The organism is Spirosoma sordidisoli (assembly GCF_004138325.1).
Classification (GTDB): domain Bacteria; phylum Bacteroidota; class Bacteroidia; order Cytophagales; family Spirosomataceae; genus Spirosoma; species Spirosoma sordidisoli.
This window is the reverse complement of record NZ_SBLB01000010.1, coordinates 158,964-175,431: the sequence shown is the minus strand read 5'-3', so window position 1 is coordinate 175,431 and position 16,468 is coordinate 158,964. Positions and strand designations below refer to the sequence as shown.

Annotated in this window: 11 protein-coding genes; 3 read left to right on the top strand and 8 right to left on the bottom strand. The window is 52.5% G+C overall.

All coding sequences use genetic code 11. The annotated features are described in order from the left end of the window. From EQG79_RS27160 to uvrA, 7 genes are all read right to left on the bottom strand, one after another. On the bottom strand, positions 1-1,002 hold a 1,002-nt coding region (locus tag EQG79_RS27160; protein ID WP_165358962.1), incomplete at its 3' end, for a M57 family metalloprotease. Positions 1,003-1,057: 55 nt separating this feature from the next. Continuing rightward, positions 1,058-2,179: a M57 family metalloprotease gene (locus EQG79_RS27155; protein WP_129605881.1), complete on the bottom strand. Its 1,122-nt coding sequence runs from the start codon at positions 2,177-2,179 to the stop codon at positions 1,058-1,060. 54 nt (positions 2,180-2,233) lie between these two features. Further along, the gene (locus EQG79_RS27150; protein WP_129605879.1) at positions 2,234-3,100 is read right to left on the bottom strand and encodes a hypothetical protein; all 867 of its coding nucleotides are present in this window, start codon (positions 3,098-3,100) and stop codon (positions 2,234-2,236) included. Between the two features lie 145 nt (positions 3,101-3,245). Next, positions 3,246-4,151: a hypothetical protein gene (locus tag EQG79_RS27145; RefSeq protein WP_077922377.1), complete on the bottom strand. Its 906-nt coding sequence runs from the start codon at positions 4,149-4,151 to the stop codon at positions 3,246-3,248. A 316-nt stretch (positions 4,152-4,467) separates the two neighbouring features. Continuing rightward, a complete protein-coding gene (locus EQG79_RS27140; RefSeq protein ID WP_129605877.1) occupies positions 4,468-5,373 on the bottom strand; it encodes a hypothetical protein in 906 nt (301 codons plus the stop codon). A 149-nt stretch (positions 5,374-5,522) separates the two neighbouring features. Next, positions 5,523-8,330, bottom strand: coding sequence for a TonB-dependent receptor (locus tag EQG79_RS27135; RefSeq protein WP_077922379.1), 2,808 nt, complete (start codon positions 8,328-8,330; stop codon positions 5,523-5,525). Between the two features lie 1,132 nt (positions 8,331-9,462). Further along, entirely contained in the window at positions 9,463-12,381 is a 2,919-nt protein-coding gene (uvrA, locus tag EQG79_RS27130; RefSeq protein WP_077922381.1) for an excinuclease ABC subunit UvrA, read from the bottom strand. Positions 12,382-12,552: 171 nt separating this feature from the next. Here uvrA and EQG79_RS27125 point away from each other — a divergent pair, with 171 nt between their 5' ends. Together EQG79_RS27125 and EQG79_RS27120 are read left to right on the top strand one after the other, a co-directional pair. After that, complete coding sequence (locus EQG79_RS27125; protein ID WP_077922382.1) at positions 12,553-13,185, top strand: MgtC/SapB family protein; 633 nt, start codon at positions 12,553-12,555, stop codon at positions 13,183-13,185. Between the two features lie 122 nt (positions 13,186-13,307). Continuing rightward, positions 13,308-13,940, top strand: coding sequence for a hypothetical protein (locus tag EQG79_RS27120; RefSeq protein ID WP_077922383.1), 633 nt, complete (start codon positions 13,308-13,310; stop codon positions 13,938-13,940). Positions 13,941-14,013: 73 nt separating this feature from the next. On the opposite strand, the gene EQG79_RS27115 is transcribed toward EQG79_RS27120, so the two are convergent. After that, positions 14,014-15,066, bottom strand: coding sequence for an SGNH/GDSL hydrolase family protein (locus EQG79_RS27115; RefSeq protein WP_236648815.1), 1,053 nt, complete (start codon positions 15,064-15,066; stop codon positions 14,014-14,016). A gap of 266 nt (positions 15,067-15,332) precedes the next feature. On the opposite strand from EQG79_RS27115, the gene EQG79_RS27110 reads away from it, so the two are divergent. Further along, positions 15,333-16,448 carry an alginate O-acetyltransferase AlgX-related protein gene (locus EQG79_RS27110; RefSeq protein WP_129605875.1) on the top strand — a complete coding sequence of 372 codons (1,116 nt, stop codon included), beginning with the start codon at positions 15,333-15,335 and terminating at the stop codon, positions 16,446-16,448. The last annotated feature ends 20 nt before the right edge of the window (positions 16,449-16,468 follow it).

Below are 16,468 nucleotides of genomic sequence, written 5' to 3'. Positions count from 1 at the left end.
CGAGTAGCTCACGTTGCCAGCTTTGAACGTGATAGGCGCATAGACCCCATCACCGGTAGGGTTGCCCAGCGCGCTATACGCCACGTCGAAGCCTTTGACTTTGTGCAAGGGACCTCGCCAGGTTAACAACACTGGAGATGAGTTCGAGAAGGCCTCGTAGGCGGAGCTTAACTTAAAGCCGTAGGCCGTAGCAGGGTACATGACTCTGAGGGCGGCTTTATCAGCATTACTAACAGCTAACGCCCCCCCGTTTCGATTCATGATTGAATTTACATCCGATGCCGGGGTGCCGGGTATCTGGATGGCGGGTAGCTCATTCGTAAAGTTTTTCCAATCGGTGTGTACTAAGCCCAAACAATGCCCCAGGGCGTGATACATGTAGCTGACTCTCTCAAAAAAGTTTAGGTTGTTAAAGTAGAATTTGTGAATGCTTACCAGCCCGCCTGGCTTGCCTTGGGAGGGCGGAGTACCCGTTATATACTGACCAATCGACTTAATCGGTATGCGTACGTCGTCGACGACGACCTTGATATGTACTCTGGCGTTGGGTTGTTCTGTATAAAACTTTAAACGCACCTGATTCGTGCTTGCCACATAGTTCAGTAAATCAACCGCCCCTTTCACATAAGCCGCAATACTTGGGTCCGCCTTTTTAGCGGCTGCATCAACAGATACGTCGATGCTTGTCTGGGCAGCGCCATTATAGATGAGCTGATCGTAGCTTTGTATAACCTGCTCCTCCTGAGCCCCGTTGGCAGTTAACGCCATGTTTTTATCAAACAGCAGGTCGCCATCGGCCAGGAAGTGATCACCCGCGTCATAGATGAGCGAGTCGGGGCAGCCCAGGCTACGGATGTAGGCCCGTACGGCCGGGCTGTTATCAGCCTGCTCAGGCTGGGGCGTCAGCGGGTCCATGACGGGCTGGCAGGCAGTAGCCAACACCAGGCTGGCGGCCAGCAGGCCAGTCAGCGATTTCCTGAAGAGTAGTAAGGATGTTTGCATGGTCATAGGGTTAGATAGGGGTTCATCAACAAGTGAGCAGGTTTAGTATACGTCCTCAGCGAGCATAGAGAATGGCCGTGTCCGTCCAGGCCGAGCGCGACAGCTTACCCGGGGGTGCATCGTCGTTATAAACCGTCTGCACCTCCACCTCATACAGGCTGGCCACCGAACACTGACAAACCGGGTTCGCTACATTTACATTGAGACCAGCCCGGGTACCCACTACCCAGAGAGTGCGGGGAATGCCGTTGCTTTCCATGTCTACAGGCGTCACTTTCACGTAGTAGCCCTTCACGGGGTGGAGCGGGCCAGACCAGCTGATGCGCAGGGTGGTGGGGTTGATCCAGTTGAGCTTTATATTGTAAGGCGTCTTTGGGTAGATCACCCGCAGCGCTTTAGCGTCGTTGGCTGTTAATCTGGTGGGCCAGCCGCTTTGAGTCAAGTCGGCATTCATTATCGATGCCCGTTCAACTGTGGGCGTATAAGCAAGATCGATTCTTGTCGGTTCATTTTTTGCCGCCCAGTCTGTATGGGCCAGCCCCAGCGTATGACCAAGTTCATGGGCTAACACTGTAATTTTTTGCGACCGTGCGAGCGGATTAAAGTAGGTTAAGTTGACAATTATGTGCGGCCCTGGTTTTCCATTCCGGGGAGATTCGGCCAATGCATAATAATCGTCCAGACTCGGGTCTACGGTTTGTGTGACGATGACATCGTAGGGAGTAGTTCTGTTCACTAGCTCAAACCGAATGTTGCTGCCTGAATTGTTCCATAATGTCATAGCCGCCCTGATCTCCGGTTCGTACACGCTCATCGTTCTCGTGGTGGTTAACCGTACGCGTTTCTGTCTTAGTCCATTCCAGATTAACCCTCCGGTTGGAACATAAGCCTGCTCTTCCGCTGCGTCAGTCGTGATAGCCTGGCCTAGCAGCGCCATATTTTTGGGAAACAGCATATCGCCATCGGCCAGAAAGTGGTCGCCCGCATCATGAATTAGCGAATCGGGGCAGCCTAAACTGCGGATATAGGCCCGTACTGCCGGGCTGTTATCAACTTGCCCGGCCTGGGGCCTCAGCGAGTCCGTGACGGGCTGGCAGCTGTTATTCAGCAATAACAACAGACTCAGAGGCCGCAACCCTCGAAACAGCCGCAAGAAAAAATGTAGAGATACTTTCATCCTGGAGGGGTTAGTGAGTCAAAGAAGTGTCAGATTTAGGCTTGTTGCTACGCATTACAGGAGTCGCTTACAGGAATCGATGTCTTTTGTCAGTTGTGCTTTACAAGCGGCAACTTTTGTCGAATAATTAGTCAGACTAAATACACCGGATATAACAGCACAGGAACTCATCATGGCCGATATGCTGGTGAAAATTGCGTTGTTGTGAACAAAATTCACTCCTCCGTCTATGAGCTGGATATGATTAGCTCTCAGTATGACCCGTGCAACATCAATCTTGAAATAAAACACTATAGATGCTAAAATCACGGCTATCGTACAGTCGTCGTTGATTTTAGACATTATCCCCCCCTTGGTACCCGCCGTAGCTTTGCCGTTCACACATTCATTAAATTTCACCTTGGCACGCTCAATACAATTGACAACTTCCTGGGCCGTTCCTGCAATCATTCTGCCTGAACCCATTTTCATTTGTAACCGGTAATAAGCAGTCGTAAGAACCGATGCGGCTTCGTCCTGCGACATGATTTTTAGTTCAGGAAACGTAGCCAGCAGTTTATCTCGTAAGGAAAGTGTCGTTATGAGAGCCTTTTCGTACAGTGCCCAATCGGCATAACCAGCTAACTGGGCCAGTTCGTCTTTTTGAGAAGAAAGCAGATACGCTGGCTGCTCCAGCAGTTTTTTCAGGCGGGTCTGTTTGGCAACCGCTTCTTCACTGGTTAGCGCTCCCCATTGTATGGCTTCCCGCCCGGCCATGATGGTCACGTTCATGGCGTACTTCTCGAAGCTATCGCTGGTGCTCAGCTTTTCAATTAATTGCTCCCGTTCAATTGTCTCCGCCATCACTCCGGCGTTGGCATCAAGGCTAATACCGAAACACAAGCCCACCGTAAGCAGGCCGAGAGAAAGTAAACGTTTCATGGTTTGATTTCTTAGGGTTAGGAAATTAGCAGGGTACGTGCATTCGTTTCATGGCGATTAGAGTCTCTGGTCTTGACCCGCTACTAATAAGTGACAGGTCAACCGCTTTGCCATGAATGCGTCTGTTGATCGAATTCGTGACTACTTACACGAACTTGTATTTCGCTACATACGTGAAACGCTCAACTACGAACCGACCAAGTTGCGCTGGTCTTACCATGGGCGTCACGCCTGACCAGAAATTGATGGCTGGAAATGCCCAGTAATAGTGACCATTTTGACGGCTTCCAAAATTGGCCGACACTGCACCGGTCAGATCCATATATACCCAGTAATTGAATATTTGCCGAGTTTTGACCCGAACGATCTGTACCTGGAGTTTTCTGCGCGCTGCCGCAGTCACAGCCCAATAACTTGCAGCAGGTCTTGTCATTTTTAGGAGAGCATAGTTGTCTTTCTTATTGCCAAAAACACTGAATGGCAACGTCATGCCCAATAAGTTTAAATTGACACTGAGCGGTTGGTTGATCGGACTGGTTGTCGTTGTTGTGTGAAAGATATTATAGCCTGTATCAGCTACATAGTTCACTTTCTGAGTGATTGGTGTAGCCCTGGCAGTATTATCGATAATTTTATTAGCCACCAACTTGTCTTCTACTGACACTGTTGCGGTTAACTTAATCTGTTGGTTATTCGAAATTCGGATTTCTGCAGGCGTGAAAGTATTGTAGAAGTCGCCCCGTCCCGCCCCAATTTTATCGCCGTTGAAAAACACACCATCGGGACGCACATTATTGATTTTGAAGAAGTTAAGTAAATCCTCAACAGTCCTGTAGTTTATTGCCCATTGCTGTAAATGCGACAAACGTAAGGGCATTGGTTTAACCAGCGTAAATTGATTTACAGCCTCTTCAATAGCCGAGTCGCCTGCAGTCTGAACCATTTCCGGTTCGGTCGTTGTCGGTGTAACTTCCTTCTCTTCCTGACAGCTCACCAAGCCTATCGTTGACACAATGAGCATACTCCCAGCAATTAGCTGTTGTGCTTTCATGGGTACTGTGGTTTTGGGTTAGTCATAATGAGATGGGGGACGCTGCCGATTAGTTTCGGCTGTAGCCGGATGCTCCTCCATCCAGAAAATTCTTCTATAGCCCAGAGCGTCTATCCAAAATGTAAAGTATTTATCTTAGGCAAAGTCTCCCCTACCCCCAAAAGCACGGTCAATCGCAGCTGCGCGTTAATCCGTCTTAGAGACTAGGCTTACCTTTCCGATGCGTAAACAGATAGTTTTGGACAGCCGCTCAGGGCTATTCTCAGAGTCAGAGTCTTTTATTCAAGACTTTATCGATGTACTTCTCAATCATTGATCAAATGAATTGACGCTTTATAACGTATTCATACTGCTGAGAAGTTACAGTACCCTTTTGTGAGGGTCTTGCGTTAGGCAGGATACCGGTCCAGAAATTGATTGCAGGCAGACCCAAGTAATTCTTTCCTCGTTGGGGAGTAGAAAAATAAGCAGACACTTGGCCGCCCAGGTCCATAAACACTTGGTATGTATAGTTTCTTGTGACTTTTACTTTGTAGACACTTATTTTCAGCTTTTTGCCCGCCGGCACATTTACTAACCACTGACCATTGACAGGCTTTGTGGCACTTAGCTTTACATTATTATCTTTTCCACCGCCGAAAATTTTCCATTGGATTGATGAGTCATGCAGTTTCAACTTAACATCAAGTGGCTGGGTTATGTAGCTCAACGAAGTCGTTGTGTGATAGATAGCATAGCCCGTTTCTTTTGTGAATGATACGGATGTTGGTAGCGCAGTCGTGCTCTTCGTATTGTCGATAATTTTGTCAAGCAATAGTGTATCAGCTGACCTGGTCATCGAAGATTGAGTGACCCTCTGATTATTGGCAAGTTGTATCTCAGCGGGCTTAAGAGTACTATAAGAATCGCCCCGGCCATCTGCAATTTTATCACCATTGAAAAACAAGCCAGAAGGCTTAGTGCCGTTGACTTTAAAATAGTTAAGCAGATCATCGATCGTTTTGTAGTTCACTGCGGCTTGTTGTAGGTGCGACAAACGCAAAAGCGCAGGTTTAATCAATGTAAATTTAATGGCACCCTCTTCTATCGCCGAGTTATCCGTGGTCTGAATTACTTCCTGTTCGGTTTCCGTTGGCGTAACCTCCTGTTCCTTTTGACAGCTCATCAGCCCCATTGTTGACAAAATGAGCATTGTTCCGGCAATTACGTGTTGCTTTCTCATGGTTACTGTGGTTTTAGGTTAGGTTAGGTTAGATTAATTCAATCAGACAGGTGAAAGTGGATAAGCGGGTATTCTTTATTCATCATTTGTATGTTCTGAAGTCTGCCATTTTCCCTGGCAAACGGCAGACTTCAGAACATACATACTACTTAGAACTTGATGTTCAGGTTGGCATTGAACATGGTTCCCAATTGGCTGAACTGCGAGCCGTTGTAACCCAGAATGCTGTAGCGACCGCTGAAACCCAGGAAGCCCCGCAGCAGCGACTCTTTCTCAGGCGTGTTGATGGCCTGGCTACCCTTTTCGTTCTGAGCAACCAGATCCCATTTAGGCAGTACGTTGAGCAGGTTGTTCACGTTTACGGTAGCGCTTATGTTCTTGCTGAACATATAGCCCAGGCTCAGATCGGTAACCACGGCTGGTTTAAATACGGCTTTGATGTTTTCCATGGCCGATCCGCCGTTGTCCAGATCCTGGAACGAAGTAGACCCGAAGAGCGTGTTGTTCAGGTTCATGTTCCACTTGCCGAGGCTGTAATCTATACCCAGGATGCTCTTGTACCGGGGCCGGCTCTCGGTCAGCAGTGAGCGGATCTGCGTATTCAGGATACTCGAACCGGCTGCTTTGATGGCAGCAGGATCGGCAGGCGCACCGTCGATACGGTTGTCCAGCACGAAGTTACCCGCCAGGTTAAACCCGATACGACCCTGACCAGCCGGCAGGTTCCGGTACGATATTACGTAGTCAAGACCCTGGGTGGTTGTTTCGATACCATTGATGAAGAACTGAATTGTTCTTACGCCAGCCTGTTGCAGAATACCGCCCAGCAGGCTTTTCGGGTCAGACGACGAAATCGACGAGCTATACACAATCCGGTTCTTCACATTGATGCTGTAGTAGTCGAGCGAAATGCTAAGATTCTTAGACGGATTGAGCGCAATACCCGCCGTGATATTGGTCGAGTTTTCGGGCGTCAGGGCCGGAATGCCCAATGCGCGCGCCTGAGCACTGCGGTTGTTGAAAAGGCCCGACAGTTGAATGGTTCCCCCTACGAAAGCGGCCTGGGTAGACTGCGCGTAGATCTGGTGCAGCGTTGGCGCCCGGAAGCCTGTTGATGCCGAAGCTCTCAGCACAATTTTGTCATCAGCTATTTTATACCGTGACGACAACTTCCAGACATTGGCACTCCCGAAGTCGCTATAGTTCTCCGTGCGGAAGGTACCGTTGACGAGGAAATCCTTCGTAATGTCGTAGCTCAGGTCGAAGTAAGCACCGATATTGAAGCGCTGATTCGACCCCGCATTGACAGCCGCCAGACCCGGAAATGAGTTTGAACCCTCACCACTATACGAAGCCGTATCACCAGCTGTTATGGTGTATTTTTCGGAGCGGGCTTCCATACCGAAGGCGATACCCAGCTTCTCATTCACTTGCTTCGATATATCGATGTTACCCACGATATGCCCGAACGAATAGCCGCCGGGTTTGAAGCGAGTGGGGCTGGCTTTGCCGAGGGTCCGGTTCACGGTATTATCGACCGTATAAACCTGCGAGTTATATCCCGTTGTCAGGCTCACGTCATGCTTCCAGCCGTTGGTTTCACCTTTCACACCGAGGGTAGCATTATAATCGATCATGTCCCCCTCGAACGTTGGCACGTAACCGATGTAGCCCCGATACATGTCTACATTATCCTGGGTCGGAAACGCGAGCGTAGCCTGAGTCAGGTAGTTTTTACCACCGTTATCGGTAACGCTGTGGAGCAGGCCCCGATCCTGGCGCCAGTAAGGAGTCCGATAGTTGGCAAAACTTTCTACCCGCTTCGCAATGAAGGCTCCATTTCCGTAGAGTTGCAGGTTATCGTTCAGACTGACGCCCGCATTCAGTGCAAACTTGGCAGCCCGCGTGTCGCCCGTACCGTTGATGTTATTGGCCGTAGGGTAGTCTTTCAGATAGGCTTTGATGAGCTGGTCCTGCGGTCCGCCAGTGCCGTCGCCAAAAGTGGCAATCTCGGTCGGCACATCGACAATACCCGAACGCACTGCGCTGTTCTGTTTCATAAACTCAGCCGTGTAGTTCACAAATCCTTTACTGCTGAGGTTGCTACCGCCGTTAAGGGCTATACTATACATAGCTCCGTCGCCCTGCGAAGTCACACCGGTGTTTACGTCCAGACTGGTGTAATCGAATTTATCTTTCAGTATGATGTTCATAACACCCGCAATAGCATCAGAGCCGTACTGGGCCGAAGCACCATCGCGCAGAATCTCGACCCGTTTGATGGCCTGCTGCGGAATACCCGAAATATCGACCCCGGTTTCGCCCCGACCCGGCGAGAACTGCACATACAGCAGCGAACTGAGGTTTTTACGCTTGCCATTAACCAGAATCAAGGTCCGGCTGGGGCCCATGTTGCGAAGCTCCCAGGGGTCGAGCAGCGTCGTTGCATCGTTTACGGGCGTGTTAACGGTGTTAAACGACGGTACCCGATACTGAAGCGACCGATCGAAAGTAGGTTGACCCGTGGTACGCAACTCACTGGCCGACAATACATCGATGGGTACGGGCGAGTCGGTTACGGTGCGCTGCGAAGCCCGGCTACCAACCACGATTACCTCCGACAGGCTGGCCGTTGAAGGCTGTAACTGCACATCGACTTCAACGTCCCCACCCGATACCGTTACATCTTTAGTAATCGCCGTGAACCCGATAAACGAGTAGCTAACTTTATACGATCCGTTTCCGGCTTTCAATGAATAAGCGCCTTGGGCGTCGGTCGTAGTGCCGGTTGTTGTTTTTGCCAGTACGATCGATACACCTGGCAGTGGGTTGTTCTTATCGTCTCTGACGACTCCCTTAATGGCAAATTGTGCCCAGGCGGTGCTGAGCGTTCCAATGATTGATGAAAGTGCTACGGTAAGCCGAAGTATACGGCCCAGGTTGTAATTGTTTTGCATGAATTGTTTGGGGATTTGTGAAAAATTGTTGTTGATGCGCTGACGAGTTGCTGGTCCGCGAAACCAGCTCTCCGTCAACGTAGACACTATCTATTAAGTCAATCCAGGGATTGAGCGTCTAGCAGGCGACTACCGAAAAGCGTTTCATGCTAACGCTTCGGGTTGCCACAGATACAATAGCCCAGAACCGGGCCGATTTAAAGAGAGACGTAGTAGCTGATTCAGGCATCAGTGCATCGTTGTAGATATAAGCTGGCTTGGTAAAGTCGAAGTCAAAACTGGTCGCTTTCTGCAGGGGCCATAGTATCTCGTTCCGGATAGTGGTCGATTGGATCTGATAGGATATCCAGGTTGTAAAGAACCCCCATCCAGTAAGTGTAATGCCCGACGGATTTTTGCGACTAAGGCGGGTAGGCAGTACCCTGAGGATTCTACTTAAAGCCGAAGACATGGTGGCCAGCATGACTTCAAAAAAAATTTTGTATAATTCTCTCATAGCATACCACATTTTGGGTTGTACTGGTTCTAGCCAAATGACATATTGCCTATCAACCATTATTCAGATGATATGTCACCACTGACTAAGACGGGGGGAGTTGTAGAAAGTTTCGCAAAAAATTGTTAATAAGTAAAAATGCTTAAACTTTTTAGTAATAATTGGCCTATTTATTGCGTATACAACCTTTTGGTTTATGATAAAAATGACAATGATGAGCTTACTCAGTGGTGAAAATTGGGAACAGGCCAGCTTTTTTATCGTATAAAACCGTAGAAGCCGCGTAAATCAGGGGGCGTAACAACTGCACAGGGCGCAAGCCTGCAGGGTGGGCAAAGCCATCAGGAAGAAAGCGCGCCATTCCGGGCCAATCAGCACTTAAAGACTTGGGTATTTTTCAGGAGCGCGTACCGGAACGGCCCTCAACCGCTTATAATCAGGCATACCAAACACAATCCCGCCGTATCAGGTAGAATGATTCTACCTGATACGGCGGGATTGTGTTTGGTACAATATGTATAACAGAAGGTGCGCCTACATATTTGTACTGTCTGGCGCTGTTATTTCGCAACCCTTGCTCCGGAAGTTGGTTTATCGATTACACGGCGGCAGCATGGCGCTATCGATATGATACCCTTACACCTTGCCGCGCAGAAAATCGGCAGTGTAGTTCTCGCCTTCGGGAAGGGCGACCATGGCTTCGGGCGTACCCGTAAACGTTACATAGCCGCCCGTTTCGCCCCCTTCCGGGCCCAGGTCGATGATATGGTCGGCACTCTTGATGACCTCCATATTGTGCTCGATGATCAGGACCGAATCCCCCTGGTCGACGAGGGCGTTGATGGCCGACAGGAGCTTGCGGATGTCGTGGAAGTGCAGCCCCGTCGTTGGCTCATCGAAGATAAACAGCGTACCGCCTTTATTAGGATTGCCTTTACCCAGGAACGACGCCAGCTTCACGCGCTGAGCCTCGCCCCCCGAGAGGGTATTCGACGACTGACCCAGGCCGATGTAGCCCAGCCCGACCTCCTGCAACGGCATGAGTTTATCGGCCATCTTCGGTTCGGCCTCCCGGAAAAACTCAATCGCTTCATCGACGGTCATGTCCAGGATGTCCGACACGTTCTTGTCGCGCAGGGCCACCTCCAGAATTTCCTGCTTGAACCGGCGGCCTCCGCAACCCTCGCACCGGAGGTAGATGTCGGCCATGAACTGCATCTCGATCTTTACTTCGCCCTCGCCCTGGCAAACCTCGCAGCGACCGCCATCGACGTTGAACGAGAAATGGCTCGGCTTGTATCCCCGCGACTTCGACACGGGCTGTTCGGCCATGACCTGCCGGAGGTAGTCGTAGGCTTTGATATAAGTAACCGGGTTAGACCGGCTCGACTTGCCGATGGGGTTCTGGTCGATCATTTCGATGGCCTGCACCCGATCGAGCGAGCCGCTCAGCTCGGCGTATTTGCCGGCTTCTTCGGCCGCATCGCCTTTGTGACGCATCAGCGCCGGGTACAGCACCTTCCGGATGAGTGTACTTTTTCCCGACCCCGACACACCCGTTACAACCGTCAGCGTATTGAGCGGAATCCGCACGTCTACGTCTTTCAGGTTGTTTTCCCGGGCGCCTTTCAGCTCGATGTAGTTCGTTGCCTTACGCCGGAAAGCCGGCACCGGCACCGTTTCGCGACCCGTCAGGAAGTCGAGCGTATGGGACCGCAGGGCCGGGTTGGCCGGGAGCAGGTGGTCAATCCCCGTTTCCAGCAGAGCATCGTTCAGCGTCCCCTGAAATACCAGATGGCCGCCCCCCGTACCGGCGTCGGGACCGATATCGATGAGCTGATCAGCCGCCCGCATGACTTCTTCTTCGTGCTCAACGACGATGACGGTATTGCCCATATCGCGGAGCGATTCGAGTACGCTGACCAGCCGTTTGGTATCGCGGGGGTGCAGCCCAATGCTGGGTTCGTCGAGAATATACATCGACCCGACCAGGGCCGAGCCGAGCGAGGTAGCCAGCTTGATCCGCTGGTATTCGCCCCCCGAGAGCGAGTTGGTCAGGCGGTTGAGCGTCAGGTAGCCCAGCCCAACGCGCTCCATATAATCGAGCCGATTGCGGATTTCGATCAGGATTCGGTTGGCAACCTGCTGCTGGTGAGCGGGCAGGTCCAGCTCGCGGAAGAAAGCCGCCGTTTGGGTAATAGGCATGAGTACGAGATCCGTAATCGATTTGCCCGCCACTTTTACGTAGCTCGCATCCCGGCGCAGGCGCGACCCCCGACATTCGGGACAGGTCGTTTTGCCCCGGTAGCGTGACAGCATCACGCGGTACTGCACCTTGAAGGTCTGGCTTTCAACGTACTGAAAAAAGGCGTTGAGCCCGTCGAAGTATTTGTTACCCGTCCAGAGCAACTCCTGCTCGGCGGGGGTCAGGTCTTTGTAGGGCCGATGGATGGGAAAGTCGAAGCGGATACCGTTCCGCAGCAGCGGCTTCAGAAACTCCTCACTCATCTTTTCGCTCCGCCACGGCATAATGGCCCCTTCGAAGACCGACAGGTTTTTGTCGGGAATGACCAGATCAGGATCGATACCAAGCACTTTTCCGAAACCGTCGCACCGGCGGCAGGCTCCGTAGGGGTTGTTGAACGTAAACAGGTTTACACTCGGCTCCTCGAAGGCGATGCCGTCCAGCTCAAACTTGTCGGAGAAGGTACGCGACTCTTTACCGACCACATCGACCCGGCATACGCCATCGCCTTCGTTGAAAGCCGTTTGTACCGAGTCAGAAAAGCGGTATTGCGTATCTTCGTCGGGCTGGCCCTGTTCATCGAACGTTACGGTGCCCCGGTCGATGAGGATTTCCAGAAAAGGCGGCAGCGCCGATGCGACTGTGCCATCGGCTTCGAGCAGGTCTTCGATCTGCATCACCTGCCGACCCGTCGAATCGCCATCGGCCACAATACGGGTGTAGCCTTTCTGAAGCAGGATTTTCAATTCGTAGTCGAGCGTTCGGCCTTCGTGGATGATCAGGGGCGTCGTAATCATGACGCGCTGAGCAGCGCCATCTGGACCAGCCTCAAAGGAGAAGATGTAGTTGACCACATCGGTAACGCTATCCCGGCGCACCTCCCGGCCCGACACGGGCGAGTAAGTAACACCGGCCCGGGCAAACAGCAGCTTGAGGTAGTCGTAAATCTCGGTCGAAGTGCCCACAGTAGAGCGCGGGTTACGGGTCGAGACTTTCTGTTCGATGGCGATGGCCGGCGACACCCCTTTGATGTACTCGACCTCGGGTTTTTCCATCCGGCCCAGAAACTGCCGGGCGTAGCTGCTCAGGCTTTCGACATACATCCGCTGCCCTTCGGCAAAGAGCGTATCGAACGCCAGCGATGATTTACCGGAACCCGACAGGCCCGTCAGTACCACCAGCTTGTTGCGCGGAATGGCAACGTCAATTCCTTTCAGATTATGTACTTTCGCCCCTTTGATGATAATAAACTGCCGGGGGTCGAGGTGGTCAACGGAACGCAGTGGTTCGGTTTCCGTGGTTGAATTCATTCGGAGTCAGTAGGGTAAACTCTATCTAGGTTTTAACGGTTTTAGGGTCGGTTAGGTTCGGCAAAAACGAGTAATGGATAGGGGATTCTGAATAAGTCGGGGGGCATTTGTCCGGGTCGGCCAATCGTTACTCAGCGTACAGGCGTATTATTACATTTTTCACCTGATCCGATGCTTTTTTCTGAAGAAGACATACTCCGCCTGGTGGCGGCTTTGCTGGTTGGCGGGCTGATCGGGGCCGAGCGCGAATACCGCGGTAAGGCCGCCGGGTTCCGGACCATGATCATGATCTGCGTTGGCTCGGCGCTGTTCACGATGGTGTCGGTACGGATTGGCGGCAACAGCACCGATCGTATTGCGGCCAACATTGTCAATGGCATCGGATTTCTGGGTGCCGGCATCATTTTCCGGGAAGAGAACCGGGTCAAGGGCCTGACCACAGCCGCGGTCGTATGGGTCGTGTCGGCGCTGGGGATGTGTCTGGGCAGCGGTCAGTACGACATTGCGCTGACGGGTTTCGGGTTCGTGCTGGGATCGTTGTTGCTGTTGTCGGGCCTGTCCAGGCGCATCAGCAAGTGGAATCAGCTGCGGGAGTACAAGATTGTGACTCCTTTCCGGAACAAGACACTGGCTCAGTACGAGAAGTTTTTCGAAGAGTGCGGTCTTTCGCCCACGCGCAGTCATCAGCAGCGGATCGGTACGGAGATTATCGGCCACTGGCGGGTGAGCGGCTCGGAGAAAAACCACGAGAAATGCATCAAACGGCTGCTGAACGACCCTGAAGTAAAAGAATTTACGTTCTGACTGAACGGTTAGGCCGACAAACGAGTCATTCTGAGGGAATGCAACAGGGTATGGTCCACCTGCGTACTATTGAACGGGCCGATTTCGTTACTAATCGTGCTGAATAGCACTTTCGCATCATCATGAATCATATCCAGAAAATACTCGTCATCGCGGCTCTGCTCAGCAGCACCGTAAGCTTCGGGCAGCTTACCGAAGATCCCGAAGACCGGCGCGACCAGGGCAAAGACCCGCTCCGCACCCAGACTCCCGAAGGTCGTCCTCTCCCGTTCGGCCAGCGGCTTCGGTTCGGGGGTGGTATCAATGGCTTCCGGTTTGGCAACCCGTTTAGCCTGGGCGCATCGCCCGTTATTGCCTATCAGGCCACCGAGCGACTGCTGGTTGGCGTCGGGGCCAGCTATACGTACACGCGTTACAAAGGCATCACCAACACCGGCTCAACGGTACCCGTCGAAACCTACAACCAGTACGGTGGCCGCGGTTTTGTGATGTACGAAGCCATTCCGTCCATTTTGCCCAATCTGTACCTGCATGGCGAAGTAGAAAATACGACCATCCAGGTGCGGTACGACCAGCTGAACCAGAAAGCCAGCCTTGGGCTTACGTCTCCCCTGCTGGGCCTGACGTATATGCAGCCCATCAGCCGCCGGTTTGGGGTTAACCTGACGGCGCTTTATAACCTGAACGCCAACAGCAGCGTGGCCCGGGCTATTTACGGCAGCAGTCCTTTCATTCTGCGATTGTCGTTCTTCTGATCCGTCTTATCCTATGCGCCAGCAGCCGCTATTGACCCGTCAGTAGCGGCTGCTGGCGTAGTAGCCAGTTCGGTCACTGAATACTGGCCCACAACAGACTGGCGATCTGCTGCATGCCGCGATCGTTAGGGTGCCGGGCCACGTCGGGGTTTTTATACTGGCTGGCCATATACTCCGGTTTATCGACCAGCGCGCTCAGGTCAGCCACCGGGTATCCTTTTTCAGCGGCCACGCTGCGGATGATGGCGTCGGTACGCGGCTGGTTCCAGAAACTCGTTGAGCAGACGATCTTCACTGGCCCGGCGCTGGCCGCGAAGCGGGTTAGCAGGTTGCGGTAATACGTTTCGAAACGGAGCCGGTCTACCTGGTCTTCGGCTACATTCTCGGCAATCCGCACAACAACAAGGTCAGGAGCAAACCGCAGCGATTCATCCCAGTCGGCCAGGTTCATCTGCGCGTAATTTCGTTCAAAGCTGCCCCCGTTCTGTAGCCTGACCACCACAGCTGGCTGTAGGGCTTTGAGCTGCTGCGTCAGCAGATAGACAAAATCGTGCTGCGGAGACGAAGCGGCCATTCCGTTACTATTGAACCAGCCCAACGACGGCACCGGCAGATGCTCCATGATGCTGTTGCCGATTATCAGCACCCGGTTGAAATACACCGAAAACGGTCTGCTGCGACGCTGCGCGGCTTTTGTGCCCACCCGAACCCGGGCCAGCAGTACGCCCCCATCCATCAGCGGAAACCGATCGCCCACTGTCCAGCTCACGCCCTGATCAACCGAATACTCGACAACGGCCTGGGGCGGTAGCGAGTCGGCCACCAGTCGTACGGGCGTACCTGCGTACAGATTGCCCCCGTCAGGCTCGAAACGGGGGGGCGGTAGCGCTGTCAGGGTGTCTACCGACGTTGCTGGGCTAGTCGGCGGGGTCGAGCCGGGCGTAGTCGTTGCCGGAGCGGGCGTAGTCGATACAGGTCCCGTCGATTGTGGCGGCACGGCCGTATTCGTAGCCGGATAATCGGCCGTACAGCGGGCCATACCGACAAGCATCAACACCCCAACCACGTATCGCATCGAGGATATCCGCAGCAGCCGGCACCGGTATGTAGTCGTCACCAGACTCATACAATCAGATCTAATCAACTGAACCACAACGTATACGTCGCCACGGCTAGTTACCGCTTACGAAATTCAATACTGGCCCGCCCAGCCCGAACAGACAAAGTTAATCATACAAAGCACTCTGAATGAACCACTTTCAGCTAACTAAACAAATCTACCCGTTTCGACACAACTCTCTCTACTTTACCGATGTATCAGCAATAAATTAAGTTTGTAATCATCTCTTCTTTAAGGGATAGGCTCCACACTTACTCTTTATCCAGGCCGGTATGAGGCATCCGTTTACGTACAAGTTAACTGCTTTGTTATTTGCCCTGTTGCTCCTGCTGCCCACTGCTGACTGCATGCTGGGGCTGTCGGTTTCGTTCGAGAACACTGAAAACCGACAACGGCTTCGCAGACCCGTTTTTGAGTTTCCGCACGTCATGCGTTACAAGCGCGATTTTGAAGCTTATTACAAACAGACCTTTGGCTGGCGCGATGCCTTGTTTCAGGTGTACAGCCGCTGGAAACTGTTTGTGCTGGGCCAGTCGCCCCTGCCCGAAAAAGTAGTCATCGGCCGACAAGGCTGGTTTTTTCTGGGTAACAGCGAAAACAGAGTCATGGATCAGCACCGGGGCCTGCTTCCCTGGCCCGCCGATTCGCTGACGAACCTCCTGACCCACCTGCACCATCGGCAGGCCGAGCTGGCCCGCTATCACAGCCAGCTGATTGTTGTTGTTCCGCCCGATGCCCAGTCTGTTTACAGCGAGTACCTGCCCGAACAACTGGTCAACCCCCACCGACCGTCCCGTCTGGATGTGCTGCACCGTCACATCAGCCGGTTGCCAGGTATTCACTTCATCGACCTGCGCGATACCCTTCAAGCCGCCAAGCGACGCTATCAGCTCTACTACCAGACCGATACCCACTGGAACAACGTTGGTTCGCTGGTTAGCTGTGCGGCTCTGATGAAACACCTGCACCGGCTGAACGCGCGCCTGCCTGTCGTCGACTCGTCGGCCTATACCATTACGCCATCGCCCGGTTTCGGGGGTGATCTGGTGCGTATGATCGGGTTGCAGCAGCGCATTAAAGATCCGCTGTATTATAACGTGCAGCGCACCGACGGTCGAAGCCTGCCGCCCCCCGATACCTTGTCCCAACGCTACGGATCGCCCTACCCCATTCTGCGGTTTACCGGAACGGACTGTAGCCAGCCGCGGCTACTGTTCGTTGGCGACTCGTTCAGTTTGTTTGTCATGCAATACTTACCCCACTATTTCAGTGAGTCAATTTTTGTACGCGACTGTCGGCTCGACGCCCGTTTGCTCAATGCGGTAAAGCCTGATATTGTGGTATTTGAAGTCGTAGAACGAAACATTAATTTGCTGTCGCAACTCTAGCTACCTACGCCTTTCGGGCC

What these genes read in the sequence shown, in the direction of transcription:
- EQG79_RS27125 (WP_077922382.1), top strand. Translation starts at nt 12,553, where the DNA reads ATGCTTTTTTCTGAAGAAGACATACTCCGCCTGGTGGCGGCTTTGCTG.
- uvrA (WP_077922381.1), bottom strand. Translation starts at nt 12,381, where the DNA reads ATGAATTCAACCACGGAAACCGAACCACTGCGTTCCGTTGACCACCTC.
- EQG79_RS27115 (WP_236648815.1), bottom strand. Translation starts at nt 15,066, where the DNA reads ATGAGTCTGGTGACGACTACATACCGGTGCCGGCTGCTGCGGATATCC.
- EQG79_RS27120 (WP_077922383.1), top strand. Translation starts at nt 13,308, where the DNA reads ATGAATCATATCCAGAAAATACTCGTCATCGCGGCTCTGCTCAGCAGC.
- EQG79_RS27145 (WP_077922377.1), bottom strand. Translation starts at nt 4,151, where the DNA reads ATGAAAGCACAACAGCTAATTGCTGGGAGTATGCTCATTGTGTCAACG.
- EQG79_RS27110 (WP_129605875.1), top strand. Translation starts at nt 15,333, where the DNA reads ATGAGGCATCCGTTTACGTACAAGTTAACTGCTTTGTTATTTGCCCTG.
- EQG79_RS27155 (WP_129605881.1), bottom strand. Translation starts at nt 2,179, where the DNA reads ATGAAAGTATCTCTACATTTTTTCTTGCGGCTGTTTCGAGGGTTGCGG.
- EQG79_RS27135 (WP_077922379.1), bottom strand. Translation starts at nt 8,330, where the DNA reads ATGCAAAACAATTACAACCTGGGCCGTATACTTCGGCTTACCGTAGCA.
- EQG79_RS27150 (WP_129605879.1), bottom strand. Translation starts at nt 3,100, where the DNA reads ATGAAACGTTTACTTTCTCTCGGCCTGCTTACGGTGGGCTTGTGTTTC.
- EQG79_RS27140 (WP_129605877.1), bottom strand. Translation starts at nt 5,373, where the DNA reads ATGAGAAAGCAACACGTAATTGCCGGAACAATGCTCATTTTGTCAACA.